Origin of the sequence: Micromonospora sp. HUAS YX12 (assembly GCF_040215685.1) — a bacterium.
Classification (GTDB): Bacteria; Actinomycetota; Actinomycetes; order Mycobacteriales; family Micromonosporaceae; genus Micromonospora; species Micromonospora tulbaghiae.
The window spans coordinates 506232-531569 of sequence record NZ_CP157974.1; the positions used below are offsets into that span (position 1 = coordinate 506232).

Annotated in this window: 23 protein-coding genes; 7 read left to right on the plus strand and 16 right to left on the minus strand. The window is 73.2% G+C overall.

Translation table 11 applies throughout. The features are described 5' to 3' along the window. Window positions 1-80: 80 nt before the first annotated feature. Entirely contained in the window at window positions 81-2240 is a 2160-nt protein-coding gene (locus ABIH81_RS02525; RefSeq protein ID WP_349878832.1) for an MMPL family transporter, read from the minus strand. A gap of 112 nt (window positions 2241-2352) precedes the next feature. Between ABIH81_RS02525 and ABIH81_RS02530 the strand changes: the two genes are divergently transcribed. After that, entirely contained in the window at window positions 2353-3294 is a 942-nt protein-coding gene (locus ABIH81_RS02530) for a hypothetical protein (protein ID WP_349878833.1), read from the plus strand. Between the two features lie 8 nt (window positions 3295-3302). Here the strand turns inward: ABIH81_RS02530 and ABIH81_RS02535 are convergent, their stop codons facing one another. Then, window positions 3303-4391 carry a hypothetical protein gene (locus ABIH81_RS02535; RefSeq protein WP_349878834.1) on the minus strand — a complete coding sequence of 363 codons (1089 nt, stop codon included), beginning with the start codon at window positions 4389-4391 and terminating at the stop codon, window positions 3303-3305. 237 nt (window positions 4392-4628) lie between these two features. Here ABIH81_RS02535 and ABIH81_RS02540 point away from each other — a divergent pair, with 237 nt between their 5' ends. Together ABIH81_RS02540 and ABIH81_RS02545 are read left to right on the plus strand one after the other, a co-directional pair. Continuing rightward, the gene (locus tag ABIH81_RS02540; protein WP_349878835.1) at window positions 4629-4994 is read left to right on the plus strand and encodes a VOC family protein; all 366 of its coding nucleotides are present in this window, start codon (window positions 4629-4631) and stop codon (window positions 4992-4994) included. 5 nt (window positions 4995-4999) lie between these two features. Beyond that, window positions 5000-5734 carry a DUF2071 domain-containing protein gene (locus ABIH81_RS02545; protein WP_349878836.1) on the plus strand — a complete coding sequence of 245 codons (735 nt, stop codon included), beginning with the start codon at window positions 5000-5002 and terminating at the stop codon, window positions 5732-5734. 91 nt (window positions 5735-5825) lie between these two features. On the opposite strand, the gene yidD is transcribed toward ABIH81_RS02545, so the two are convergent. Beyond that, the gene (gene yidD, locus ABIH81_RS02550) at window positions 5826-6197 is read right to left on the minus strand and encodes a membrane protein insertion efficiency factor YidD (protein WP_349878837.1); all 372 of its coding nucleotides are present in this window, start codon (window positions 6195-6197) and stop codon (window positions 5826-5828) included. Between the two features lie 120 nt (window positions 6198-6317). Here yidD and ABIH81_RS02555 point away from each other — a divergent pair, with 120 nt between their 5' ends. Then, entirely contained in the window at window positions 6318-7178 is an 861-nt protein-coding gene (locus ABIH81_RS02555; protein ID WP_349878838.1) for an AraC family transcriptional regulator, read from the plus strand. Here ABIH81_RS02555 and ABIH81_RS02560 read toward each other — a convergent pair. After that, a complete protein-coding gene (locus ABIH81_RS02560) occupies window positions 7175-8383 on the minus strand; it encodes a phosphotransferase (protein WP_349878839.1) in 1209 nt (402 codons plus the stop codon). The genes ABIH81_RS02555 and ABIH81_RS02560 overlap by 4 nt on opposite strands. A 107-nt stretch (window positions 8384-8490) precedes the next feature. Between ABIH81_RS02560 and ABIH81_RS02565 the strand changes: the two genes are divergently transcribed. After that, window positions 8491-9063, plus strand: a complete 573-nt coding sequence (locus tag ABIH81_RS02565; RefSeq protein ID WP_349878840.1) for a hypothetical protein — start codon at window positions 8491-8493, stop codon at window positions 9061-9063. Between the two features lie 6 nt (window positions 9064-9069). Here the strand turns inward: ABIH81_RS02565 and ABIH81_RS02570 are convergent, their stop codons facing one another. Next, window positions 9070-10224, minus strand: coding sequence for a hypothetical protein (locus ABIH81_RS02570; RefSeq protein ID WP_349878841.1), 1155 nt, complete (start codon window positions 10222-10224; stop codon window positions 9070-9072). Window positions 10225-10490: 266 nt separating this feature from the next. Between ABIH81_RS02570 and ABIH81_RS02575 the strand changes: the two genes are divergently transcribed. Both ABIH81_RS02575 and ABIH81_RS02580 read left to right on the plus strand, forming a co-directional pair. Continuing rightward, window positions 10491-12032 (plus strand): gluconokinase, encoded by a 1542-nt coding sequence (locus tag ABIH81_RS02575; RefSeq protein WP_349878842.1) that lies wholly within the window; start codon window positions 10491-10493, stop codon window positions 12030-12032. A gap of 21 nt (window positions 12033-12053) precedes the next feature. Beyond that, on the plus strand, window positions 12054-13565 hold the full coding sequence (locus tag ABIH81_RS02580; RefSeq protein ID WP_349878843.1) for an SLC13 family permease: 1512 nt from the start codon (window positions 12054-12056) through the stop codon (window positions 13563-13565). A gap of 6 nt (window positions 13566-13571) precedes the next feature. On the opposite strand, the gene ABIH81_RS02585 is transcribed toward ABIH81_RS02580, so the two are convergent. The 11 genes from ABIH81_RS02585 to ABIH81_RS02635 form a co-directional block, all read right to left on the minus strand. After that, window positions 13572-13856: an antibiotic biosynthesis monooxygenase family protein gene (locus ABIH81_RS02585; protein ID WP_334466205.1), complete on the minus strand. Its 285-nt coding sequence runs from the start codon at window positions 13854-13856 to the stop codon at window positions 13572-13574. 27 nt (window positions 13857-13883) lie between these two features. Further along, window positions 13884-14642: a MerR family transcriptional regulator gene (locus ABIH81_RS02590; RefSeq protein WP_349878844.1), complete on the minus strand. Its 759-nt coding sequence runs from the start codon at window positions 14640-14642 to the stop codon at window positions 13884-13886. A 108-nt stretch (window positions 14643-14750) separates the two neighbouring features. Next, a complete protein-coding gene (locus ABIH81_RS02595; RefSeq protein WP_349878845.1) occupies window positions 14751-15383 on the minus strand; it encodes a hypothetical protein in 633 nt (210 codons plus the stop codon). A gap of 133 nt (window positions 15384-15516) precedes the next feature. After that, window positions 15517-17709, minus strand: a complete 2193-nt coding sequence (locus tag ABIH81_RS02600) for a bifunctional diguanylate cyclase/phosphodiesterase (RefSeq protein ID WP_349881276.1) — start codon at window positions 17707-17709, stop codon at window positions 15517-15519. A 257-nt stretch (window positions 17710-17966) separates the two neighbouring features. After that, entirely contained in the window at window positions 17967-19472 is a 1506-nt protein-coding gene (locus tag ABIH81_RS02605; protein WP_349878846.1) for a hypothetical protein, read from the minus strand. Continuing rightward, complete coding sequence (locus ABIH81_RS02610) at window positions 19469-20539, minus strand: hypothetical protein (RefSeq protein WP_349878847.1); 1071 nt, start codon at window positions 20537-20539, stop codon at window positions 19469-19471. Before ABIH81_RS02610 ends, ABIH81_RS02605 begins: the two co-directional genes overlap by 4 nt. Before the next feature lie 252 nt (window positions 20540-20791). After that, on the minus strand, window positions 20792-21025 hold the full coding sequence (locus ABIH81_RS02615) for a zinc-ribbon domain-containing protein (RefSeq protein ID WP_349878848.1): 234 nt from the start codon (window positions 21023-21025) through the stop codon (window positions 20792-20794). A gap of 78 nt (window positions 21026-21103) precedes the next feature. After that, window positions 21104-21931, minus strand: a complete 828-nt coding sequence (locus ABIH81_RS02620) for an SRPBCC family protein (protein WP_349878849.1) — start codon at window positions 21929-21931, stop codon at window positions 21104-21106. Then, window positions 21924-22484 carry a helix-turn-helix domain-containing protein gene (locus ABIH81_RS02625; RefSeq protein ID WP_349878850.1) on the minus strand — a complete coding sequence of 187 codons (561 nt, stop codon included), beginning with the start codon at window positions 22482-22484 and terminating at the stop codon, window positions 21924-21926. Before ABIH81_RS02625 ends, ABIH81_RS02620 begins: the two co-directional genes overlap by 8 nt. Window positions 22485-22575: 91 nt before the next feature. Beyond that, a complete protein-coding gene (locus ABIH81_RS02630) occupies window positions 22576-23919 on the minus strand; it encodes a class I SAM-dependent methyltransferase (protein WP_349878851.1) in 1344 nt (447 codons plus the stop codon). Next, window positions 23916-25301, minus strand: coding sequence for an FAD-binding oxidoreductase (locus ABIH81_RS02635; RefSeq protein ID WP_349878852.1), 1386 nt, complete (start codon window positions 25299-25301; stop codon window positions 23916-23918). Before ABIH81_RS02635 ends, ABIH81_RS02630 begins: the two co-directional genes overlap by 4 nt. Window positions 25302-25338: the final 37 nt, after the last annotated feature.

The window sequence follows — 25338 nt, forward strand, 5'->3', positions numbered from 1 at the left end:
CCGTCACCGTGCGCGTTCTCGTAGCGCCGCTGGCGACAGGAAGCCCCTCATTGCGGAACTGAGACCCGCACGGACCGCCCTCAGACCTCGGACGCGCTCACCGGCTCCGGCGCCGTGTGCCGGCCGCCGCCGTTGCGCCGTTCGTCGCCGTGCCCCGGCCACCACGCCTTGTGGCCGATCAGCCCGGTCAGCGCCGGTACGAAGAACATCGACATGACGAACGCGGACAGCACGATCCCGATCGCCACCGCGAAGCCCATCTGCTGGAGGAACGAGATCGGCGCGAGCATCAGCACCCCGAACGTGCCGGCCAGGATCAGCCCGGCGGCGGCGACTGTCGGGCCGGCGTGTTCGACGCCGATCGCGGCGGCCTGGTGCGGCTCGTGGCCCTCGCGCGCCTCCTCGCGTAGCCGGGCGATCATCAGGATGTTGTAGTCGGTGCCGATCGCCACCACGAACAGGTAGAGGATGATCGGCAACTGGAACGTCACGCCCGGGTTGCCCTGGAGCCCCTGGAACACGTAGACCGTCGCGCCGAGCGTGGCGGCGAAGTTGAGCAGCACCGCGATCACCAGGTAGATCGGCGCGACGAGGCTGCGCAGCAGCAGCGCGAGGATGATCGCGATCAGAAGGGCGGCGACCGGGAGGATCACCGACAGGTCCCGGTTGTTCGCCGAGTTGATGTCCGCGAAGATCGCCGTGGCACCGCCGACCAGCGCCTTGGTGCCCGGCGGAGCCGCCTCGTGCAGGGACTTCCGCAGGTCGTCGCGTACGAGCGTGATCGCCTCGTTGGACATCGGGTTCTCGTTCAGCAGCAGGTTGATCCGGACGACGCTCGGGTCGGTGGCGCTGCGCTCCGGCGGTTGCGCCTGCCCCACGCCGGGCGCCCGGGCCGCCGCGGCGGCGAAGTCGTTCACCTGCTGCTCGGTGAGCGGGGTGCCGTTGCCGGTGGTCAGGTAGACCTCGGTGGGCGCGAGCGCCCCGGCGGCGAACCCGCGCTGGAGGTCCTGGGCGGCCCGCGCCGACTCGGTGTCCTGCGGGAAGCCGGCGCTGAAGTCGTAGTCGGCCTTGTAGCCGAGCACCCCGGCGGCGAGCGCGACGAGCAGCGCGCCGGAGGCCGCGGCCACGACGGCCGGGCGGCGGCCGACGACGTCGCCGAGCCGCCGGGACAGGGTCGCCTTGGGTGGGCGCTGCCACGCCTTCGACGGCCAGAACACCCACCGGCCGAGCAGCGAGACGAGCGCCGGGATCAGGGTCAGCGAGGTGACGAGCATGACGCCGACGGCGATGGCGAGCGCCGGGCCGAGCGAGCCGAAGAATCCGAGTGAGGCGAGCAGCAGCACCAGGAACGCCACGATGACCGCGCCGGCGGCCGAGGTGATGACCTCGCCGACCCGCTGCACCGAGACGATCATCGCGGTGCGCTTGTCGTCGCCGGCGCGCAGCCGCTCCCGGTAGCGGAACAGCAGGAACAGGATGTAGTCGGTGCCGATGCCGAACAGCACGATCAGCAGGATGGTCTGCAAATCCTGGCTGACGTTGAGGTCGAACGCCTTGCCGGCGGCGGCGACCAGCCCGGTGGTGACGGACATGACCACGCTGATGACCACCACCGGCAGCAGCGCGGCGATCGGGCTGCGGAAGATGATCAGGATCAGCCCGATGATGAGGACGATGGTGGCGACACCGACGACGGCGAACGCGTCGTTGAACGTGTCCTCGTTGTCGACGAAGCTCGCCACGTCGCCTGCCACCCCGGCGGTCAGGCCGCTGCCGGCCAGGTCCGCGCCGAGGCCGGCGCGCAGGTCGCGGACGGCGTCGAGCAGCTTCGGGTCGTCGGGGGTGTCGGCGTCGAGGCCGACGGAGATGATCTGCACCGACTTGTCCGGCGCGACGGCCTGCGGGCCGGTCAGGTAGCCGGTGGTCTGCGGGATGTTCCGCCCCTTGAGCGTCTGGGCGAGCTGCCCGACGCGCGCCTCGTCGGCCGGGGTGAGGGGCTTGCCGTCGCTCCGCTTGACCACGATCGTGGCGGTGGCGGTCGCCGCCTGCGGGAACGACTTGGTGGCCAGCTCGGTGGCCTGCACCGACTCGTAGGAGCGCGGCAGGAAGCTCTCCTGGTCGGCGGAGGTGATGTCGCTCAGCGACGGGCTGGCGGCGATGATCGCGATAGCGGCGACGACCCAGCCGCCGATCACCCACCAGGCCTTGCCGACGACGAATCTGCCCAGGCGCTCGAACATCGTTTCCCCCGTGTGTTCGGCTGTGTCGCACGCGATCCTACGCTGTGTGAGCAATCCCTTTCGGACGCCTCGCGGACTTCCGTCGATGAACCGGGTGGTCGAGGATCGGTTGATGAGCGTGCGGCTGCCCGGTCCCGGAGTGCTGACGGCCTGGTTGGCCGCGACCGTGCCGGCGCCGCTCGTCGTCTACGAGTGGACGCACAGGTGGGAGGAGGATCAGCCGCTCTCCACCGCGCTGTGGTGGCCCGTACTCGCGTCGCCGCTGCTCGCCGCCGTGCTGGCGGCCCGGCAACCCCGGCGCGCCGCGGCGGCCGTCGGCGTGTCCACGCTGGTCGCCACGGCGCTTCTCGCGGTGTCGCTGGCGTTCTTCCGGTGGATCGTGCCGCTGACCGGCGAGGCCCGCTGGGGGCGGGCTCTGCTCGGTGGCGCGGCGCTCGCGGTGGCCGGCGCGCTGATCGGTTACGCCGTGGGCGGGCGCCTGCCCCGCCGGGCCCGCCCGGCGTCGCGTCGTGGCTATCTCGTCGGCGGGCTCACCGTGGTGTTCGGCGCCCTGCTGGCGCAGTCCGCGGTACGGCTCGGCGCCGAGGACAGCACGATCGGGCAACCCCCTCGGGAGTACGGCGGAGCCGGTCCCTACGCGACGTCGGCGGGCCGGTTCACGGCGCCGGTCGCCGGGGCGTACGCGATCTTCTCGGTGGGCTTCTCCCCGGCGGACCCGGACTGCCGGGTCACCGGCGGCGGCTCGGAGATCCGGACGGCCGAGCCGGTCTCCGTGCAGCCGGGCGACTACGGCGGCGACGCCGCCACCTATGCCTGGGTGGCGACCGTGCGGGTGCCGTCGCCCGGTACGTGGACGCTCGACTGCCGCACGGCCGACCCGGAGGCGTCCTACGTGGTGGGTGACGTGCCGGCGATCCGCGGCGCGGTGGGCTCGCTGATCCACTGGCCGGTGGGCGTGATCTGGCTGGCGGGCGCGGTTCCCGGCCTGCTGACGGTCGCAGACACCGCGCGGCGGCGGGCCAGGTCGAGGGGCACGCCGGGGACCACCGGATGACCGCACCGTCAGGGCGCGATCCGTGCCCACACCGTGCCGAGGCTCCACCTCATGGTCGACTTGCTGTTGATCTCCATGTCATTGGTGATCGAGCCGTCGCTGGTGCGGGTGCCGGCTCGGATGTGGACGGTCTGGCCCCTTTGGATCGGGCCGTTGCTGAACAGGCGTGCCGTGAACAGGCCGCCCGGGGTCAGGAATTCCCGGACGATCACACCCGTGCGGTCGGTGACCCACTTGAAGCGGGACATCGAGGCGAACGACGGTGCGGTGACGTTGTTGTGCAGCACGTGCATCATCAGGAAGTTCTCCTGCGAGGTGGAGGAATCCGAGACACCGAACTCGTCCACCACCCGCAGTTCGTGCAGGGCACTGCCGCAGCGCGCCTCGATGAAGATCTCCACCGCGCCCGTCGCGGGCGCGCGGAAGTTGAACCCGATCTGGGTGTCCACGACGGCCCAGCCGTTGTCGAAGTCGTCCGCGTCGTTGTTGTCGAGCCTCAGCTCGTTGCCGGTCAGTCCGGTGAACTGGTCGAGGAAGCGCGTCCGCGAGATCCGGAAGCCGCCGAGGTTGTGCGGATCGAAGCCCCGCTGGGTTCCCGGGAACGGCGGACGGAACGGCGTCCAGGCGTGTGGGTCGTCCCGGCCCGCGCCCTGATCCGGCGGTGCCGGTCGCTCGTCGTCGTGCAGCCACGAGGCGTATCCGGCGGTCGCCTCCGTGCGCGGCAGCAACTCCTGCGTGGCCGACCTCGTCTCCTCGACGATGCGCCGCACCTGCGCGCGGTCGCCGCCCAGACTGTCGAAGTACGCCTGGACGTTCGCCCTGCGCTGGGCGTCGAGGGAGTCGTAGTCGGCTTCCAGACCGGCCGGGGGCTGGAGGAGGTCACGGAACCTCGTCCGTTCACCGTGCATCCGCTTCCGCAGCGACAGCCAGTTCTCCGCGCCGAGAAGTTCCCGAATGCGGTGGTTGCCGCGTTCGACGACGTCCGCCAGCCGCACGTCGCGGACCTCTGCCGCGCTGCGCCGGCGCCGGTCGTAGTCCTCGGCGGCTTCCTCCGCAGCGCGTCGATCGGCTTCCGGCGTATCGAGGTCGAAGGACATGTGGTACTGGCTGGAATACTGCCCTCCAAGCATCGATCCCCCCGGGGTCAAATGGACAAAGTGCCATAATTAGGATGCTCCGAACGTAGCAGTTCTGCGCGGCGCGGACGACCGGAATCGACCCTTCGGCGCTCGCGCCTCCGCCTCCGCACCGGCGGGTGCGGAGGCGGAGGCGGAGAGAAGTGTCGTAGGCGGCTCGTAGCCTGGGGCGGTCATCGACGATCGCAGGGAGGCGACGTGCTCGACCACTTCTCCGTAGCGGTGCGCGACCTGGGGGCGGCCGGCGCCTTCTACGACGCGGTGCTCGCCCCGCTGGGCGGGCGGCGGCTGATGGAGCCCGGCCCGATCGGCTACGGCGTCGACGCGCCCGACTTCTGGGTCGAGCCCGCGCCGTCCGAGGCCACGCCGGTGCCGGTGCACATCGCGTTCACCGCGTCCGACCGGGCCGCCGTGCGGGCGTTCCACGACGCGGCGGTGGCCGCCGGCGCCGAGGTGCTGCACGCGCCGAAGGAGTGGCCGGAATACCACGCGGCCTACTACGGCGCGTTCGTCCGCGACCCGGACGGCAACAACGTCGAGGCGGTCTGCCACCGGCCGGAGTGAGGGCGGTGGAGGTCGAGCCGGTCGCGCACTCGCCCGCACGCGCCATCCGCCGGGCCTGGCTGGCCCAGCGCTGGCACGATCTCACCTTCCTGCACTGGGCGGTCCCGCCGGAGCGGGTCGCGCCGCTGCTGCCCGCCGGCACCCGGCCCGACACGCTCGGCGGGCTCACCTACGTCGGGCTGATCGGTTTCCGGATGGTCGGGCTGGGGCTCGGCCGGGGGCCGGGCGTGCCCTACTTCGGCACGTTCTGGGAGACGAACGTCCGGCTCTACTCGGTCGACGGTTCGGGGCGGCGCGCTGTCGTGTTCCGCTCGCTGGACGCGTCCCGGCTGGTGCCGGTGCTGGTGGCGCAGGTGAGCCTGCGCCTGCCGTACAAGTGGTCGGCGATGCGGCTGGAGCGGTCCGGTGACACGCTCACCTACCGCTGCCGCCGTCGCTGGCCCGGTCCGGCGGGCGCGACCAGCCGGATGACGGTACGCGTCGGCGCGCCGATCCCCGATCCGACGCCGCTCGAACACTTCCTCACCGCGCGCTGGGGTCTGCACACCCGCGCGTACGGCCGTACCCGGCACCTGCCGAACTGGCATCCGCGGTGGCCGCTGCACCGCGCCGAGCTGCTGCACCTGGACGACGAGTTGGTCACCGCCGCCGGACTGCCCGCACCGGACGGGCCACCGGTGAGCGTGCTCTACTCCCCCGGCGTACCGGTCGTCTTCGGCGGCCCCACGCCGGTCGGGTGAGCGCCGGCCGGCACGCGAGGCGGACCGGCGGAGGCATGCCGGTCGGATGACCCCGCCGGCACGCGAGGCGCACCGGCAGGGCGAGCCGGCGTCAGCGCACCGGGTCGTGGGTGCCGTGCGGCACGTCGGGGCGGCAGCGGCGTACCCGGTCGGCGGCCATCCGGCCGCCCACCGCCAGCCCGTACCGCTCGACCGCGGCGAGCCCGTACGCGCTGCACGTGGGCGTGTAGCGACAGGTCGCCGGCCAGCGGTGCGACAGCCAGCGCCGGTAACCGAGGATGGCGGCCCGGCCGGCCCGGTCCACGGCGGGTCGCCGGACGACGCCCGCGGTCACCGAGCCGAGGGTGAGCAGCATCGAGAAGAGGCCCAGGTCGCAGCAGCCCGGACCGTCACAGGTGGGCACGTCGCAGTTGCACCAGTCCCGGCTCTTCTTTTTCTTGTGGTGCCGCTTCCGGAAGATCACGACGCCATGATGCGACACGCCCGCCACTGTCGACGAGGCGACCGGATCAGGCCCGGTGTGATCGGGTCGGCGGACGGCCGGGAACCTAGCGTCGACGGCGTCACCAGGAAGGAAGATCGGGTGCTGGATCGGCTCAACGCCGCGCTTGACCACCTCGAACAGCGGCTCGACCGGCCGCTCGACGTGGCCGCGCTGGCCCGGATCGCCGGTGTGTCGGAACACCACTTCGGCCGGCTGTTCTCGGCGCTGGCCGGGCTGCCGCTGTCGGAGTACGTGCGCCGCCGCCGGATGACGCTGGCCGGCGCCGACGTGCTCGCCGGCCGGGAGTCGCTGCTCGACGTGGCGGTCCGCTGGGGGTACGGCTCGAACGAGGCGTTCGCCCGCGCGTTCCGGGCCGTGCACGGCGTCGGGCCGACGCAGGCCCGGCAGGCCGGCGCGGTGCTGCGGTCCCAGCCCCGGATGTCCTTCCGGCTCGTCGTCGAAGGGAACACCAGCATGGACTACCGGATCGTGGCCAAGGACGCCTTCCGGCTCGCCGGGTTGACGGCCCGGGTGCCGCTCGTGCACGAGGGGATGAACCCGCACATCGTGGCGTTCGTCAGGGGCCTCGACCCGGCCACCGTACGCCGGATCGAGGCGCTGTCCGACCAGGAGCCGCACGGGATCGTCAACGTCAGCGCCGAGCTGGCCGGTTCCCGCGACGAGGGCGCCGAGCTGGACTACTGGTACGCGGCGGTGACCGGCGCGGACGTGCCGGACGGCCTGCGCAGTCTCCCGGTCGAGGCCGGTGACTGGGCGGTGTTCCGCAGCTCGGGCGCGTTCCCGGTGGCGGTGCAGCATCTGTGGCGGGCCGTGTTCACGTCCTGGTTCCCGTCCAACCCGTACGAGGCCCGGCCGGGGCCGGAGATCTCGCAGGTGCGGGTCGCCGAGGACGGCGGCACCGCCGACGCGGAGCTGTGGATCCCGGTGCGCCGGGTCTAGGACGTAGCCGCCGCTCGCGCCAGCGCGGCCGGGACGTCGTGCACGTGGTACGGGTGCTCGCTCGGCTCGATCGCGGCGAGGAACATCGCGTACACGGCGGCCTGCCGCAGCGGCGCGACCGGCCGGAGCAGGTCGACGGCCCGGTGCGGGTCGCTGCCCGGCACGTCGGTCCGCCACCGCCGCGCCCACGCGTCGATCAGCCGGGCGGCGGCGTCCGCGTCGACGTCCTCGGTGAGGCGCAGGATGTCGAAGGCGGGGTGGCCGACGAACGAGTCCGCCCAGTCGATCACCGTCCGCCGCCCGCCGTCGCCGCGCACGTTGCCGGGGTGCAGGTCGCCGTGCACGAGCGTGTCGGGCAGGCCGCAGTCGACGACCTGCCGCAACCGGTGGTCGAGCCCGTCGAGCAGACCGGCGGCGGCCGACACGTCGTGCCCGGCGAGCCGCTCGCGGATCCAGCCCGCCGGCCCGGCCCCGCGCAGATCGGGCACCCCCGCCGCGACCAGCTCACCGACGACCCCGCACGCCCGCAGTTGCACCAGATGGTGCCCGGCCGCGATCGCGCCCCGTTCCCCTTCCCCGGCCCCGTACCGGTCCTCCCCCGGCACGTCCGCCAGCAGCATCCGCCCCTCCCCGTCGGAGGCGAGCACCACTGGCCCGTTGATCAAGGAGTTCGGGTCACCAGGGAGATCGACACCGGCACCAACTCCTTGATCATCGGGGAAGGTCAGGACCGTGGGCTCGTGGTGGGCGAACGGGGGGAGCTGTTTCAGCCACACCGGGCCCTGGTCGGTGTCCAGGCGCCAGATGGCGGAGAGGTTCCAGGTGCGCTGCTGCGCCACCGCCGTCACCCGGTGGCCGAGCCGGCTCAGCTCGCCGGTCGCCCACGCGATGCTGCGGGCCGGTCCGCCCGCCTCCGCCCACTGCTGACGCAGCGGATGCGGCGTAAGGTCCACTGTCACCGATTCCAGGGGTACGGCGGGCGTGTCGGCAGCCTGCGCCAGGTAGCGGACGTGCCCGCCGGGCGGCGCGGGACGGTCGGCGTCGAGCAGCCGCAGCACGGCGACCTCCAGACCGTGGCGCTGCCGGACGGCGGCGACGATCGAGTGGACCTCCTGCCACCACGGCTCCGGTACGCCGAACGGCGGCAGCGCGCCGAGCGGGCGGCCGGCGGAGTCGAGCAGGACGAGCGTGACGGTGCGGGACACGGCGGGACGGTATCCGGGCACCCCTACGGGAGGCGAGCGGATTGATCGGGTCCGGTTCGGGACCGCTCCCCGATGTCCCCCGCGCGGTCGCCCGGAACGCTGAGGCGATGAGCCTTCTCGATTCCCGCGCTCGTCCCGCGTACCAGTGGTTACGCCCGGTCGCCGTGACGTCGGCGGCGCTGCTGCTCGGCTACGGTCTGCTGCGCCTGCTCGACCGCCTGGACGGGCACAGCGACAAGGGCGCCTGGGCGTGGAACACCGGCCACACCCTGTTCCTGCTCGGCGTCCTCGGCTTCGCCGCGCTGATCGTCGGGCTGCACGGCCTGCTGCGTACCCGGTCGTCGCGGTTGCGGACGCTCGACGACGTGGCCGCGCCGGCCGGCCTGGTCGGCGCCGCCGCCTTCGTCTGGGTGATCCTCGGTGACCTGTTCCCGAGCTTCGCCGAAGCGGTGCGCACGCCCGGCCTGGTGCTGTACGGCGGGCCGCTGCTGTTCGAGGTGGGCCTGCTGGTGCTGCTGTACCGGGCGGCGGCGGCACGGCTGCTGCCGGTGTGGGCGCCGGTGCTGGTGCTCGCCGGGTTCCTGGCGATCGCGGTGAACCTGAACCTGCTGCCGGTGGGCGCCGCGCTGGTGCTGGCCGGGCTGCTGCCGCTGCGCGTCACACCCCGCCCGGTGGCCTGACCACCGTCACCGCCAGACGGTACGGCGGAACCCCTTGTGACCGGCGCACACGTCGCGCTGGCCGCCGGTGCGGCTGACCGAGCCGTCGCGGCACTGCACCAGCCAGCCGCGGTCGGACCAGAACCCGGGCACGCACTCGAACCAGTCGCAGACACCGGCGGCCGGCCTGCGGATCCGCTGGCCGCCGCAGAAGTCGTACCCGAAGGGGTTCGCCGGGGCGCCGCAGCGGCGCTCGGGCGGCGGCTGCGGCGTGCCGCGCGGCGGGGCGGGACGGGCGCGGGACGGCTCCGGGCTCGTGCTGGGCCGGACCTGGACGGCCGGCGCGACGTGCGGCGGCGCGGGGGTGCCGCTGGCTCCCGGGGTCGCGGCGGCGGCGCGCTCCGAGCCGGCCCGGGTGGGCGGGTTGGACTCGATGAGCATCGCCGGCACGATCAGCGCGAGCGCCGCGCCGACCGCCACCGTCCGCCGGCCGCCGGGCACCAGCGCGGTGACGCGGGCCTGGGCGGGGGTGAGCACGGCCGGTCGTTCGGGTCGCGCGGCGGTGTGCTCCGCGATCAGCTCGTCCAGCTCGGCCACGACCGCGGCGCGCTGCTCGATCGCGTCGGCGAACGCCAGCGTGAGCGTGAACCGGAAGTCGGCCGCCGCGCCGGTGGGCAGCAGCAACCCGGAGGTACGCCGCCGGTCCAGCACCTGGATCAGGGTGACCGGGGCGCCGGGGTCGTGGGACAGGCCGGTCATCCGGCCGTACGCCCAGTCACGCCGGCCGCGTCCGCCGAGCAGCACCAGACGCCGGTTGGTGAGCACGGCCAGCCCGGCGTCGACCACCTTGACCCCCTCGGGGCGGCGCGGGCGCAACACGGGCGGGTCGGGGTCGACTGTCAGTTCGGGGGCGGGCAGCACGGCGGTGTGCCGCACCTCCACCAGTTGCGCGGCCGGGAGCGTCCAGAAGACCACCTCGCCGGGGGCCAGCTCCATCGGCAGGCCGACGCCCGCCTGGGCCGAACCGTGGAAGGACACCGCGAGCGTACGCAGGCGGCGCAGCTCGTCGTCGCGGCGTCGCCACGCCTCGTCGGCCGCACGGAAGGCCCGCTGCCGCCGTTCGTTCTGCCGGTGCGCCCACCGGTACCGCCATGTGGAACCCGTCGAATCAGTCTTCGCCACGCCGACTCCTCCGCCGCGCGAGCCCACCAATCGGGGTGTCATTCATGTCAACGGTGCGGCAGGGGTACGAAGACACGCGAAATTCGCCAATTAGACCGATCGGCTGATTGACTGACACAATCGGCGGAAACTCCTGCGTCGATTCACCTTCCGTGCCACCGGCTCCCGGCGGTCCCGCTTCGTCCTGCGCGCGGGTGGACACATCGGTAACGTCAGCCGCAACGGCGGGGCGGAACGCGGCCCCCGGGCGGCGAGGAGGTGCACCGGTGGGCGACCCGGCCGTGGTGGTGGGAGTGGACATCGGCACCACCAGCTCCAAGGCCGTCGCGTTCGACACCACCGGCCGGCAACTGGCCAGCCACTCGATCGGCTACCCCCTGGAGGAGCCGAACCCGGGCTGGGCCGAGCAGGACCCGGACCTCATCTACGAAGCGGTGATCGGCGTGATCCGCGCGGTGGTGGACGAGCTGCGCGTACCGGTGGCGGGCCTGTCGTTCAGCACCGCCATGCACAGCCTGATCGGCCTGGACGCCGACGGCACCCCGCTGACCCCGTCGATCACCTGGGCCGACTCGCGGGCCAGCGCGCAGGCCGAACGCCTGCGCGCCGCGCCGTCCGGGCTCGCCCTGCACCGGCGCACCGGCACCCCGGTCCACCCGATGGCGCCGCTGCCCAAGCTGGTCTGGTTCGCCGAGCAGGAACCGAAACTGCACGAGCGGGTCGCGCACTGGGTCGGCATCAAGGATCTCGTGCTGCGGCGGCTCGCCGAGGCGCTCGTCACCGACCACTCGGTCGCCTCCGCCACCGGCCTGATGGACATCCACCGGCTGGCCTGGGACACCGGGGCGCTCCGCGTCGCCGGCATCACCGAGGAGCAGCTTCCCCAGCTCGTACCCACCACCCACGTGCTCCCAGGGCTCACCGCCGAGGCGGCGCGGGCCACCGGGCTGCCGGCGGACACCCCGCTCGTGGTGGGCGCCGGTGACGGACCGCTGGCGAACCTGGGGCTCGGCGCGGTACGGCCCGGCATGGTGGCCTGCTCGATCGGCACCAGCGGCGCGATGCGGGTGATGGTGGAACGCCCCGGCGTGGACCCGCTCGGCGGCGTGTTCTGCTACGCGCTCACCGAGGACCGCTGGGTGGTCGGCGGCGCGATCAACAACGGCGGAATCGTCCTCCAGTGGGCAGGCGACGCGCTCGCCCCGGAGTTGGGCGAGCACGCCGAGGAGGAGCTGCTCGACCTGGCCGCCACGGCGCCGGTCGGCTCCGGCGGGCTGATCATGCTGCCGTACCTGCTGAGCGAGCGGGCGCCGCACTGGAGCGCGCTGCCCCGCGGCGCGTACGTCGGGCTGACCCACGGCCACGGCCGGCCGCACCTGGTCCGGGCCGCGCTGGAGGGCGTCTGTCAGCAGCTCGCCCTGGTCCTCGCCTCGGTCCGGGCGGCCGGGAACGAGGTACACGAGATCCGCGCCAGCGGTGGTTTCGCCCGTAGTGCGCTGTGGCGGCAGATCCTCGCCGACGCGCTCGGCATGCCGGTGCGGTTTCCCGCCGGGCACGAGGGGTCCGGCTTCGGCGCCGCGCTGCTCGGCATGCAGGCGCTCGGCCTGATCTCCTCGATCGAGGTCGCCGCCGACCTGGTCCGGATCGAGGAGACGGTCCGCCCGGATCCCGCCTCCGCCGCCACGTACGCCGCGCTGCTCCCTCTCTTCTCCGAGCTGTACGACGCGCTCGTACCCACGTTCGCGTCCCTGCGGCGGATGGCCCCGAGCCTGCCGCCGGAACGACCACCCACCGCACCACCCCGCTGACGACCGAAGGGCGTGATAGCCGTGGTCACACTGCTCGCCGCACCCGCGGAACCGCTGACGAACGCCGGTGACACCCAGCTCGTCCTCGCGGCCCTGCTGGGCATCGCCGCGGTGGTGCTGCTCATCGCGTGGGGCAAGGTGCACCCGTTCCTGGCGCTGATCCTCGGCGCCGCGGTGCTCGGCGTGGTCGCCGCCGTACCCGTCGACAAGATCGTCACGTCGTTCAGCGGCGGCGTCGGCTCCACAGTCGGCGGCGTGGGCCTGCTGATCGCGCTCGGCGCGATGATCGGCGGCCTGCTGGCCGAGTCCGGCGGGGCGGACGGCATCGTGGAACGGGTGGTCGGCCGGGTCTCCGGAACCGCACTGCCCTGGGCGATGGCCGGTGTGGCCGCGCTCATCGGCCTGCCGCTGTTCTTCGAGGTCGGCGTGGTGCTGCTGGTGCCGATCGTGCTGCTGGTCTCGCTGCGGGTGAACGTACCGCTGATGAAGATCGGCATTCCCGCGCTCGCCGGCCTGTCGGTGCTGCACGGCCTGGTGCCGCCGCACCCCGGCCCGCTGGTGGCGATCGACGCGCTCGGCGCCAACCTCGGTCAGACGCTCGCCCTGGGCCTGCTGGTGGCGATCCCCACGGTGATCATCGCCGGCCCGGTCTTCGGCAACTTCATCGCCCGGTACGTGCCGGCCACCGCCCCCGCCGCGCTGCTGCCGACCCGGCGCGACGCCGCCGACGACCGCAGCCCGACCCGGCCCGGTGACGGCCGGCTCGACGCCGACGGCGACCTGGTCACCGAGGACGACCTGGTCAACCCGGGCACCGGACGGCCCGGTGGCGCGATCGACGAGCCGGCCGGGCGGCGCTCCCGCCGGCCCCCGGCGCTCTGGGCGGCAGTGGTCACGGTGCTGCTGCCGGTGGTGCTGATGCTGCTGCGGGCCATCGGCGAGCTGACGCTGGGCGAGGACACCGCCGGCCGCAAGGCGCTGGACATCGTCGGCACCCCGATCATCGCCCTGCTCGCCGGCGTCGTCTTCGCCATGATCTTCCTGGGCTACCGGTCCGGCTTCAGCCGTACCCAGGTCTCCGGTTTCCTCGGCGGCTCACTGCCGCCGATCGCCGGCATCCTGCTGATCGTCGCCGCCGGCGGCGGCTTCAAGCAGGTGCTCGTGGACGCCGGTGTGGGCAACCTGGTCGCGGACGCCGCCGAGGGCGCGAACATCTCCCCGCTGCTGCTCGGCTGGCTGGTCGCGGTCGGCATCCGGGTCGCCACCGGCTCGGCCACTGTCGCCACCATCACCGCCGCCGGCATCGTCGCGCCGCTGGCCGCCACGCTCCAGGGCCCCGAGGTGGCGCTGCTGGCGCTGGCCATCGGCTGTGGGTCGCTGTTCTTCTCCCACGTCAACGACGCCGGCTTCTGGCTGGTGAAGGAGTACTTCGGGTTGACCGTCGGGCAGACCATCAAGAGCTGGTCGGTGATGGAGACCATCATCTCGGTGGTCGGCTTCCTCGGCGTCCTGCTGCTCGACGTCTTCCTCTAGCCGCGGTCAGGGAGCCTCGACGCCGGAGATGCGGAACCTGTGCACCTCGGCGCCGAGGATCTCCGTCACCTGCTCGGCCTCCGGGCCGGAGCCCCGGAACGCCAGCAACTGCTCGTCGGACTCCCACCGCTCGTAGACGTTGATCCGGCCCGGCTCGACCAGGTCCGCGCTGACCGCGAAGTCGACGCAGCCGGGCGCGGCGCGGGCCGCCCGGACGGCGGCCTCGCAGGACGCCAGGTAGGCGTCCCGCCGGGCCGGATCGACGTAGAGGGTGCCGGCGACGATGAGCATGCCGGCCATCCTGCCACCGGCTCCGCGTCAGGCGCGGGCGATCGCGTTGGCGTGGATGGCCTCGTTCAGGTACGCGGCCATCCCGGGCCGGATCGTCTCGAAGTACGCGGTGAACCGCGGGTCGGCCACGTACATGTCGGCCAGCCCGGTGTGGAGCTCCAGCGGGCAGTCGTACCACCACTCGGTGATGAGCTGGCGGTGCTCCTCGGCCAGCGCCATCGCCTCCGGGCCGTCGGCCGGCGCGCCCGAGTCCATGAGCGCGGCGAACCGCCGGCCCCAGTCCTCGTTCACCTCCTTGTTGCGCAGCCAGTCCTCCTTCGAGTAGCGGCCCGCGCGCTCCTGCGACTGCCGGTACGCCTCGGTGCCGCCCCAGCGCCGCTCGACCTCGTCGGCGTGCTCGTCCGGGTCGAAGTCCCCGAACACCTCGAACCGCTCCTCCGGTGTCAACTGGATCCCCAACTTTCTCGCCTCCATCGCGTGTTCGATCGCCGCGACCATCTCCTGGAGCTTCCCGATCCGCCCGGACAGCAGCTCATGCTGCCGGCGCAGGTGCGCCACCGGGTCGGCGTCCGGGTCGTCCAGGATCTCGGCGATCTCCTCCAGCGGGAACCCCAGCTCGCGGTAGTACCGGATGAGCTGCAACCGGTCCAGGTCGGCCTCGTCGTAGCGGCGGTAGCCCGCCGGCGTGCGCCCGCTGGGCCGCAGCAGCCCGATCTCGTCGTAGTGGTGCAGCGTCCGGACCGTCACCCGGGCCGCCCGCGCCACCTGCCCCACCGTGTACGCCATGGTTCCCTCCCTTCCGCGACCAAGACTCCCGCCTCCCGCTGCGTGAGGGTCAAGCCGGAAAAGCACGACGCCCCCGACCAGGATCGGCCGGGGGCGTCGCCGGAGCGGTCAGTTGGTGACCTTCTCCTTCTCCGGGGCGGCGAAGGTCGCGTTGGCCGGGGTGCGGAAGGCGTGCACCAGGCCGGCGATCGAGAGCAGCAGGAGCAGGCCCGCGCCGAGGTACATGGCCAGGGCGCCCTGCTCGGCCTTGCGGCCGAACTCGCTGAAGCCGTACGAGGTGAGCAGCAGGCCGCGCAGCGTCTCGCCCTTGAACACGGTCTCCCGCTGGGCGGTCACCTCGGCGAGCTGCTTCTGCAGGTCGGCCAGGTTGGCGGCGTTGCTCTGCTCGGCCTGGGCCACCTGCTCACGCAGCGCGCTCTGCGGCTCGCCCAGGTCGGCGTAGGTCTTGCCACCGGCCATGTTCTTCAGGTGCAGGCCGATGTACTCGTTGGCGTAGCACTCGGCCTGCTTGCCGGTGGTCATCTTCTGGCCGGCGTACTCGCGCAGGCAGTCCGACTTCTTCTCCTCGTCGGAGAGCTCGTCGGCCGGGGTGAAGGTGATGTGCTGCGCGCCGAGCTGGTCGCGTACGTAGTCGTTGGCGAAGTTGGCGTTCGTCGTCAGGACGACGCCGACGACGAGCAGCAGGACCGCCAGCCCCAGCCCACCGATGCTGAACAGCAGATCGAGCGTCCGTCGCTTCATATCAGGCTCCCGTGTGGAGGATGTGTTTCCGTGACGTGTTGACGAGAACCATCCTGCGGTGGCGGACCGCCGGTGAGCAGGGTCGAATCCCCTGTCCCGTCCGGGACCTTCGGCCCCCGTGGACCCGGGCCGGTCAGCGCTCGGCGCCGGCCCCGGACAACGCGGGGAGCAGGTCCGGCAGGGCGGCCGGACGGCCGTACCGCCAGCCCTGGCCCTGCCGGCAGCCGATCGCGGTGACCGCCGCGTGCTGCGCGACCGTCTCCACGCCCTCGGCGACCACCGCCAGGTCGAACGCGCCGGCCAGCCGGTTCACCATCTCGACCGTGGCGTACGCGCGTGCGTCACCGGCGTCCAGCCGGGACACGAACGACCTGTCGATCTTCAGCTCAGTGGCCGGGATGCGGTGCAGGTAACTCAGCGAGGAGTACCCGGTGCCGAAATCGTCGATGGCGATGCGGATGCCGAGGTCACGTAGCTGGGACAGCCGGTCGAGCACCGACTCGCTGCCCTCGATCAGCGCCGACTCGGTCAGTTCCAGGGTGAGCGCGCGGGGCGGTAGACCGGCCGCGCCGACCGCGCCGGTGACAGTGGCGATCAGGTCCGGCCGGCACAGGTGGGCGGCGGCGATGTTCACCGCGACAGTCACGTCCGGCGCGTGCTCCCGCCAGGTGGCCGCGGCCCGGCACGCCTCGTGGATGACCCACCTGTCGATGGCGACGATCAGCCCGGTCTCCTCGGCCAGCGGCAGGAACCGCGCCGGGGTCAGCACACCCAGCCGGGGATGCCGCCAGCGCACCAGCGCCTCGGCGCTGCGTACCGTGCCGGTGTCCAGGTCGACGATGGGCTGGAACTCCATCAGCAGCTGACCCTCGTCCACCGCGCGGCGCAGGTCGGCGATCAGTTCGGCCCGGCTGACCGCCGACTCGCGCAGCTCCGGCGTGCACGTGCGGTACGCGGCCTTGCCGGCCGCCTTCGCCGCGTACATGGCGATGTCGGCGTCGCGGAGCAGGTCGGTGTGCGAGGTGTGCTGCGGCCCGTACTCGGCGATGCCGATGCTCGCCGACGGGTGGACGCCGAGATCCTCCTCGCCCGGTAGTGGTTCCAGGGCGGCCAGCAGCCGGACCGCGAGCCCTTCCGGTGACACCGGACGGTCCCCGGCGACCAGCACGGCGAACTCGTCGCCGCCGAGCCGGGCGATCATCCCGTCCGCGCCGACCGCGTCCCGCATGCGCTCCGCGGTGGCGGTCAGCAGCCGGTCCCCCGCGGCGTGCCCGAACCTGTCGTTCACCTGCTTGAAGCCGTCGAGGTCGAGCAGCACCACGGCGACCGGGCCGCCCGCGCGCAACGCGCGCCGCAGCCGCCGTACGAACGTCAGCCGGTTGGGCAGGCCGGTGAGCTGGTCGGAGTACGCGAGCCGGCGCAGCCGGCCGACCAGCCGCAGGTTCTCGTTCGCGGCCAGCCCCTGGCGCAGCGCCAGCACCCCGAGCAGGCCCATCATGCCGACGAAGACCACCTGCGGGGTCTGTCCGCTGGGCTGCCGCGACAGCAGGACCGCGACGATCGCGCCGCCCACCGGCAGGTACGGCAGCGCGACCCGCCACCACGGCGGCAGCGGCGAGTCGACCAGGTCGTCCTCGCCGTCACCGTCGGTCGGGGGCGGGTAGCGGGTGGCCAGGCCGACCAGCAGGTAGCTCAGCGGCCAGCACACGTCGACCGGATGACCGGGCGCGTAGTCGCCGCGCGCGACCAGCGAGACGTAGACGGCGTCCGCGCCGGACCGGATCGCCAGGCCCGCCCCGATCACGGTGAGCGCCCGCCACATCGGCCGGCCCGGACCGGCGACCGCCACCAGGATGGTGAGTTGCATCAGGTCGAACATCGGGTAGAGCAGCCCGAACGTCCGCACGGGGTCGGCCAGCTCGGCGTCGGTGATCCGGTGGAACACCACCACCCACCCGATCGGGATGAGGGCCAGCCCGACGATCACCCCGTCGAGCAGGGTGCGGGCCCGGCCGATCAGGCTGCGCGGGCCGGTGCGGGAGCAGAGCAGCGCGGCGGTACCGGTGACGATGCCGGCGGCGAACAGGCCCGCCACCAGCGGCGTGTGGGGCAGGCCGAGCCCACCGAGGCGTTCCGTCGTCCACACCGCACGGCCGAGCGCGGCGAGGGCCATGGTGGCGGCGAGCAGTTCCCAGAACCGGCGCAACACGGCCGGCTGACGTCGCGCCGCACCGGCGCAGAGCACCGCCGCCCAGCTCGACACCGCCATCGCGCCGAGGTCGCTCACCAGCGCCGCGCCGGGCAGCCGGGCGGCCAGCCAGGCCATCTCCCCGAGTACGACGACAGCGGCCGCGACGAGTCCGACACGGCCGACGAGCGGATGACGGGCCGGCGCCGCGGCGGCGAGGCTCACGTCGTGCTGGGATACAACGATGCGCTCCGGCTCTCTTCCACACGTGCACCCTCGACGACGAGGACCGGACGACGGACGGCGCAAGCCTAGTCAGCGCCGGGGACGGCCGCCAGAGTCGAAGACTGTCGGTCAGCGGACCGCAGAGAGGTGCCGGTAGAGGGAGACCAGGGTCAGGACCAGTCCTCCGCCGGGGCCGGGTCAGGCGGTGCGGCGGCCGTGCCGGGCGGCCCGCCGTGCGTCCACGGTGTCTCCTCCGGCGCGGGGAACGCGCCGCCCGGCAGGAAACCGTCGGACAGGCTGGTCAGGCAGATCCGCTCGCCCACCTCGGGCACGCTGCCGGGCGGCGCGGTCAGCCCCCGGCCCATCCCGCCGGACAGTTCCAGCACCACCTCGGTCTTGCCGTCGCCACCGGGCGTCACGAACACGACCTTCGCCTTCTGCGCCGGGCGGGCCGGGGAGTACAGCGTCGCGCCCACCGGCATCGGCACCGGCTCGGTGGTGACCACCTGGATGCGCGGGCGCAGCACCGGCCGTTTACCGGAGTCGTCCACCCGCGCCGGGTCGGCGAGCGTCACCTCGCCGACGAACGCCTCCCCGGACAGCCGGTGCTCGGCCATCACCAGCGGATCGTCGTAGGCGCGCTGCACCGCCCACGCGGTCGACGCCCGTTCCAGCCGCTGCAACCGCAGCGCCGCCGCCACCGCGCCGTCGCGGCGCGGCTGCGGGCCGCCCCCGGCGTCGACGTGCTCGGCGTGCGCGGTGAACGCGTCCCGGTCACCGGCCCACCGGCCGGTCACCCGCGCGCCGGCCGGCAGCGTCCGCAGCATCCCGACGCCGCGCCACATCAGCTCCCACGTGGGCGCGAGCTGGTCGCGCAACAGGCCGGCGAGCTCGTCGTACGCGGCCGCGCGGGCGGCCGGGTCGTCCCCGGCCCGGGTGTACGCCTCGATCGCCGGGGCGAGCCGGCGGTTGTCGAAGTCCGGGTCGGTGGCCGGCCCGGCCGGCGGGCAGCGGGCCGGATCCTCGGCGCGGGCCGCCGCCTCGGCGCCGGTCAGCCCGGCCGGCGGGTCGAGCCAGCCCAGCACCGCCGGCAGGTGCAGATCCTCCACCACGCTCTGCCCGGTCGCCCAGTGCAGCGTCAGCGCGTCGGTGAGCGCCAGCAGCGCCGACGAGCCGGGCTGCTCGGCGCGCTCGGCGAAGAACGTCAGCCAGCGGCCGAGCAGCGGCACCGACGGGTGCACCGGATAGTCGCCGTCGGTCCGGCGGAACCGGGTGGAACGGCCGAACAGCCGCAGGAACGTGATCCCGGCCGGGTTCGGCACCAGCAGTTGCGGCGCGTCGGCGTACCGGTGGCGGACGTCGCGGCCCCGGTCCACCGGCACCGCCTCGGTCAGGTCACGGAACTCGTCCAGGTACGGCAGCACGATCGCGGCCAGCTCGGCGGCGAACGCGAACCGCTGGTCCCGGTTGCGCGGCTGCGGCACCACCAGCAGCCGGACCTCGTCGGGCGCGGCGCCGACCATCGCGGCCAGCGGGGCGTTCGCCTCACCGGCCAGCGCGAGCGGCACCAGCACCAGCGGCCGGTCGGACAGGTGCAGGTGGCGGACGGTGGCCAACGGCTGGGCCCGCCCGGTGGCGGCCGCCTGCGCCCGGGCGAGCGCGCGAAGCGTACTCACGCGGGGTGTCCGGCGAGGGCGTCGGCGCGCAGGCGCGCGGCGGCCCGCAGCAGCGCGGCGGCCTCCGCCTGCTCCGGCTCGGGCGCGGCCACGCCCTCGGCGAGCGCCAGCACGTCCGCGACGTCCTCGACCCCGCCCAGCGCCTCGCGGACCGGCCGGCCCAGCGCGCCGGTCTGCCCGCGCGCCTCGTGCCGGCAGAAGTACGCCAGCTCGCAGGCGGCCAGGCAGTCCGGCGCGTAGCGTGCGGGCACCTGGTGCAGCGCGGCGGCGAGCGTGGCCGGATCGGCCGCCGGGTCGACTGTGAACCCGGCCGGTACGGCGGCGAGCAGCTCCTCGACCCGGGCCATCCGGGCCAGCTGGCGGCGCAGCACCAGCAGTTGCCGGCGCACGTCGAGCAGGCTGGCCACCGGCTGGTTGGCGAAGTCGCGCGGGCAGACCAGCACCACCTCGTGCGACACCAGCTCCGGGTCGCGTCCCTCGGCGGCGAGCAGCTCGCGCAGCGCCAGCACGTAGACGGCGGACTGGATCGCGGCGGCGGCTACCTTGCCCGGGTCGGCCTGCCCGTCGATCACCGGGAACGATTTGATCTCCACGACGTGGAACCGGCCGGCCAGCCGGGCGGCGACCAGGTCCGGTTCCAGGTGCACCCGGGTGCCCGCCACGTCCAGGCCGAGCAGCGGGTGGTCGAACAGCGCCGGGCCGTCGCCGCTCGCGGTGAGTGCCGCCCGGGACCGCTCCGGCCGGTCGTCGTCGGCGCCGAGGTCGGTCCAGGTGGCATCAGCCGGGACCGGTACGCCGAGCCGCTCCGCGACCAGACGCAGCAGTTCCGCCCCGCCGTCGGCCTTGACCTGGGCCTCGAACGCGTTGCCCCGGGTGATCGCGAAGCGGGACTGGCCGAAGCGGGCCGGGAAGCCGAGTTGCTCGGCGAGCGCCGGCTTGTCCGCGCCCGCGCTGTCCAGCACGGCGCGCCGGGTGCAGCCGGGGTTGCCGGTCAGCGCGGCGATGGTGCGGGCGTTGTGCCGCCGGGGCGGCCCACCACCCCTGATCCGTGCCAGCCGATCTTCCACCCGATGAAGTGTAAGGAAGGGCCCCTTGTTAACGCCTCCGGTAGCGGAAGGGCCCCTTGTTAACACGGCGCGTCAGCGGTCGGCGGAACGGTTCCAGGGCGAGCGCGGGGACTGCGCGCCCGCGACGCGACGACGCCGGCGACGGTGCCGGCGACCGGGCGTGCAGGGCGGGCGGGCGGCGGTGTGCACCGGTACGGCGGGTGGCGTGACCGGCTGCCGGCCGATCAGCCAGCAGAGGAAGCGGGTCACCGGTCAGCCGACCGGGAGGCGCTGCGCCTCGGCGCGCGAGATGTCGTACTGGGCGCCACAGAACGTGCACTGCTGCGCGTACCGGGTGCGCAGCGGGATCAGCGGGATGAAGAAGAGGCTGAACCTGGTGACCCGGCGGGTGATCACCTGGGCGGCCGGGTTGCCGCAGTTGCGGCAGACCTGGGTGACGACGCCGGACCGGTCGACCTTGGTGCGCAGCCCGAAGATGAAGAACATCGCCCGGCATTACCCATCCGGGGCCCGTGTTAAAAGGGGCCCCCTCCTCTACCGGAGGCGTTAAGAGGGGGCCCTTCCTTACAGCCAGATGGGCTTCCAGTCCGGCACCTCGTGGAAGCGCCGCAGCTCGGCGAACCCGGAGACGATGCCGGTCCAGGCGCCGTACGGTGGGTTGCCCTCGTCGAAGCCGGACTGCACGAACGTCAGCTTCGTCCGGCCCTCGGAGTCGTCCAGCTCCCAGGAGGTCACGCCGGTCGGTCCCCAGTCGATGGAGAGCCCCCGTCCCGGCGTCACGTCGAACACCTTCGCGGCCTGACCGGCGTCGAAGCCGCCCATCGCGTACCGGCCGCCCTCCCAGGGCTCGATGCCGATCGGGTAGCCGAACCAGGCGGCGGCCTGCTCCGAGTCGGTGAGCGACGTCCACACCTTGTCCATCGGCGCGTCGATCAGCAGCTCGCCGCGCAGGTCGGCAGAGGTGAAGTCGGTACGCGGCAGCAGCGGCCGGCCGTCCAGGTGGTCGTTGAGGTTGGCCAGCGCCAGGTACCAGTACGTCTGGAGCACGCCGCGGATGCTGCTGCCGCTCATCGCCTCCTCGAAGCTGAAGTGGCTCTGCCGCAGCGTGAGTACGGTGCCGTCACCGTCGGGCTCCAGCTCGAACTCGGTGGTGGTCTCCACCCCGTCGAGCGTCCACGCGAAGCGCAGCGTCCGGTCGTCGGCGTGCAGCAGCCGCTGGTGTGGCGAGTCACCCTCGGGCGTGTAGCGGCCCCAGAACTCGTACCGCCGGGGAAGCTCGACCTCGGCGTGCTCGGCCAGCCAGACGCGCAGCTCGGCGGGATCGGTCAGCGCCCGGCGGACGGTCGCCACCGGCGCGGCGAGGCGGGCGCGGATGGTCATCGGCTCAGTCATGCTTGTCGCCTTTCGGGTAGCAGGCCACGGCGAGTTTGAAGGCGTCTCCTTCGGCGCCGCCGTAGCGCGTGAACAGGTCCTGCAACGTCGTCTGCAGGTCGCGCAGGAACTCCTGCCGCCGCTCGGCCGGCACCCGGATCTCGCCGGAGACGCCGACGGACGGCAGTTCGGGGGCGGTGCGGTCCAGCGCGGCGATGTCGGCCTGGACCTCCTCCATGAGGTCGAGCAGGTAGCCCAGGCTCAGCTCGTCGCGGGCCCGGCGGGTGCCGCCGATGCGGCCGACCAGACGGGGCGACAGCCAGTACGACCGGGCGACGGCCTGGTAGATGCCCTCGGTGATGCCGCGCACCTGCCGCTGCGCCACCTGCTCGGCCAGCCCGGCCGCGACGAGCTGCTTGACGTGGTAGTAGACGCGCTGCGGCGTCTGCTCCAGCCGGGCCGCGACCTCGGTGCAGGTGCGGGGCTCGGCCAGTTGCCGCAGCACCTCGATGCGCTGCGGCTTGAGCAGGGCTTCGGCCTGCTCGCGCTGTTCCAGATACAGGACGTCTCTCATGGCAAAATCAGTTTGTACGTACAAAACTTCTTTGTCAATGGCTTTGACGAAAGGCCGCGCGGTCCGCGCGGCCTTTCGTCGGTACGTCGCGTCAGGGCGTCCAGTCCGGACGCAGCGGGTACCCGTTCACCCCTTCCGGGCCGTTGTGCGTGGCGAGCACGTGGTGCAACTGGATGCCGTTTCGCTCGAACGCCAGCCGGGAGCCGGCCATGTAGAGCCCCCACACCTTCGCGGTGCCCGGCCCGACCTCGCCCACGCAGAAGTCCCAGTGCTCGACCAGGTTGCGGCACCAGCCGGCGAGCGTCAGCGCGTAGTGCCGGCGCAGGTTCTCCTCGTGGTGCACCTCGAACCCGGCGTCGTGGATCTCGCTGATCAACCGGCCCGGCCCGGCCAGCTCGCCGTCGGGGAAGACGTACCTGTCGATGAACGCGCCGGAGCGGTGCGGCGCGCGGTTGTCGGCCCGGGTGATGCAGTGGTTGAGCAGCCGCCCGCCCGGCTTGAGCCGGGAGCGCAGCGCGCCGAAGTAGGCCGGGTAGTTGCGCACCCCGATGTGCTCGGTCAGCCCGATCGAGGAGATCGCGTCGAACTGCTCGCGCGGCGCGTCCCGGTAGTCCAGGTGGCGCACCTCGGCCAGTTCGCTCAGCCCCTCCCGCTCGATCGCGGCCCGCGCCCAGTCGGCCTGCGCCTTCGACAGCGTCACACCGAGCGCCTTGACGCCGTACTCCCGGGCCGCGTGCCGGACCATGCCGCCCCAGCCGCAGCCGACGTCCAGCAGCCGCATCCCCGGCTTGAGCGCCAGCTTGCCGGCGACCAGGTCGTACTTGGCCCGCTGCGCCTCTTCGAGGGTGTCGCCGGGGCTGCGGAAGACCGCGCAGGTGTACGTCATGGACGGCCCGAGCACCTTCTCGTAGAAGGCGTTCGAAACGTCGTAGTGGTGCGAGATCGCGCTGCTGTCCCGGGTACGCGAGTGACGCAGGCCGGTCATCAGCCGCCGCCAGCGCGGCGCCGCCTCCTGCGGCGGGGGCGGCGGCGGACGCAGCCGTTCCCAGCCCAGGCCCCGGACCAACGCGAGCGCCTCGCTCATCGCCGGGATCCGCAGCGGCACCTCGTCCTTGATCACCCGTAGCGCCTCGTACGGGTCGCCCGGGTGCACCCCCTCCAGCCCCAGGTCGCCGCTGACGTAGGCCCGGGCCATGCCCAGGTCACCCGGCGCGGTGAGCAGGTAGGACAGCCCTCGCTCGGTGCGGATCGCCAGGGTGATCCCGGCGTCGGCCGGGCCCAGCGCGCTGCCGTCGTAGCCGGTGACCCGGACGGGCAGGTCACCGGTGGTCACCGCGCGGACCACGTCCGCGACTGTGGGCCCGGTACGCCGCCCGCCCGCCGGCGGGCCGGCCGGGGTGCTCGCCGCCCCCGGTGTTCGGTCGGTCAGACTCATGCTCGGGATACCGCCTTCTCGTACAGTCCGGTGAGTCGGTGGTCCGGGTCGTAGCGGTCCTTCACGGCACGCCAGGTGTCCCCGCCGTAGAGCCGGTCGAACTCGCCCCGGTCGTAGTACGCGTCGGAGTAGAGCGACTTGTGACCGCCCACCTCCGACACCATGCGCTCGATCTGGCGGTTGACGTCGCCGTCGGCGGCGCCCGCCGCGACGGGCACGCTTCCCCAGAAGCCGATGTTCACATACGTTTCGCCCGGTCGGAGCGGATATAGCGGCCACGCCTTCGCCGACCCGGGACCGGACGGCTCCCGCAGCCGCAGCGGGCACAGCCACACCGGCGTCATGCCCACGTTCGGGGCGAACCAGCGCAGGAACTCGGGCGTGCGGTCGAGCGGGATCTCGACGTCCTGCACCACCCGCTCGCGGGCCGGGCGGCCCCGCCACCTGTCGACCCGGGCGGCCACCTGGTGCCGGTGCTCCAGCCGGACGATGCGGTGGTAGACGTCGCTGCGCCGGTAGCGCCGCGGCCACAGCCGCCGCACCACCGGGTGCTGCACCCCGAACGCCGCCGAACACCAGAACCAGTCGGTGTCCCAGCGCCAGAGATAGTCGTACGCGGTGAGCGTGTCCCGGGTGCGCCGGCGCAGCGAGCGGTAGTAGATCTCCTGGCCGGTGTAGTCGGACGGACGCTCGTCGGCCTCGTCGGTGAACGTGCCGAGCACCAGGTACGCCTCGCCGGGGCTGAACACCACCCCGTCCATGGCGTCGACCGGCTCACCGCCCCAGGCGCCCTTGGCGACCACCTCGCCGATCGCGTCGACCAGCTCCTCCAGCCGGGCGAACCGGATGTTGCGCAGCGCCACGTGGCGGCGGATCGGTTGCAGCTCGATGCGCAGCCGGGTCGCGTAGCCGAGGCTGCCGAGCGAGTTGGGGAAGGCCCGGTGCAGGTCGGCGTGCTCGCCCCGGGGCCGGGTCGTGACGATCTCCCCCGCGCCGGTGAGCACGTCCATCTCCAGCACCGACTCGTGCGGCAGACCGTTGCGGAAGGAGGTGGACTCGATGCCCAGCCCGGTCACCGCGCCGCCCAGCGTGATGGTGCGCAACTGCGGCACGACCAGTGGCATCAGTCCGTGCGGCAGCGTCGCGTCGACCAGATCCTCGTAGGTGCACATGCCCTGCACGTCGGCGGTGCGGGCCGCCGGGTCCACGGCGAGCACCCCGGTCAGGCCGCTCACGTCCAGGCCGGGCGTACGCGGCGCGGAGCGGGGCCGGAAGAGGTTCGAGGTCTGTTTGGCCAGCCGTACGGGTTCCCCGGCGGGCACCGCGGCGTAGGAGCGCCGCAGCGTGTCCACCGCCCGTTCATGATCACGGACAGCGTGCATGAGATCACCTTACGCTCGGGTACGACAAGTTCGTGGG

Coding starts and splice junctions, on each gene's coding strand:
- ABIH81_RS02525 (WP_349878832.1), bottom strand. CDS start 2,240: ATGTTCGAGCGCCTGGGCAGATTCGTCGTCGGCAAGGCCTGGTGGGTG.
- ABIH81_RS02530 (WP_349878833.1), top strand. CDS start 2,353: ATGAGCGTGCGGCTGCCCGGTCCCGGAGTGCTGACGGCCTGGTTGGCC.
- ABIH81_RS02535 (WP_349878834.1), bottom strand. CDS start 4,391: ATGTCCTTCGACCTCGATACGCCGGAAGCCGATCGACGCGCTGCGGAG.
- ABIH81_RS02565 (WP_349878840.1), top strand. CDS start 8,491: ATGAGCCTTCTCGATTCCCGCGCTCGTCCCGCGTACCAGTGGTTACGC.
- ABIH81_RS02585 (WP_334466205.1), bottom strand. CDS start 13,856: ATGCTCATCGTCGCCGGCACCCTCTACGTCGATCCGGCCCGGCGGGAC.
- ABIH81_RS02590 (WP_349878844.1), bottom strand. CDS start 14,642: ATGGCGTACACGGTGGGGCAGGTGGCGCGGGCGGCCCGGGTGACGGTC.
- ABIH81_RS02595 (WP_349878845.1), bottom strand. CDS start 15,383: ATGAAGCGACGGACGCTCGATCTGCTGTTCAGCATCGGTGGGCTGGGG.
- ABIH81_RS02600 (WP_349881276.1), bottom strand. CDS start 17,709: ATGGCCTGGCTGGCCGCCCGGCTGCCCGGCGCGGCGCTGGTGAGCGAC.
- ABIH81_RS02615 (WP_349878848.1), bottom strand. CDS start 21,025: ATGTTCTTCATCTTCGGGCTGCGCACCAAGGTCGACCGGTCCGGCGTC.
- ABIH81_RS02620 (WP_349878849.1), bottom strand. CDS start 21,931: ATGACTGAGCCGATGACCATCCGCGCCCGCCTCGCCGCGCCGGTGGCG.
- ABIH81_RS02625 (WP_349878850.1), bottom strand. CDS start 22,484: ATGAGAGACGTCCTGTATCTGGAACAGCGCGAGCAGGCCGAAGCCCTG.
- ABIH81_RS02630 (WP_349878851.1), bottom strand. CDS start 23,919: ATGAGTCTGACCGACCGAACACCGGGGGCGGCGAGCACCCCGGCCGGC.
- ABIH81_RS02635 (WP_349878852.1), bottom strand. CDS start 25,301: ATGCACGCTGTCCGTGATCATGAACGGGCGGTGGACACGCTGCGGCGC.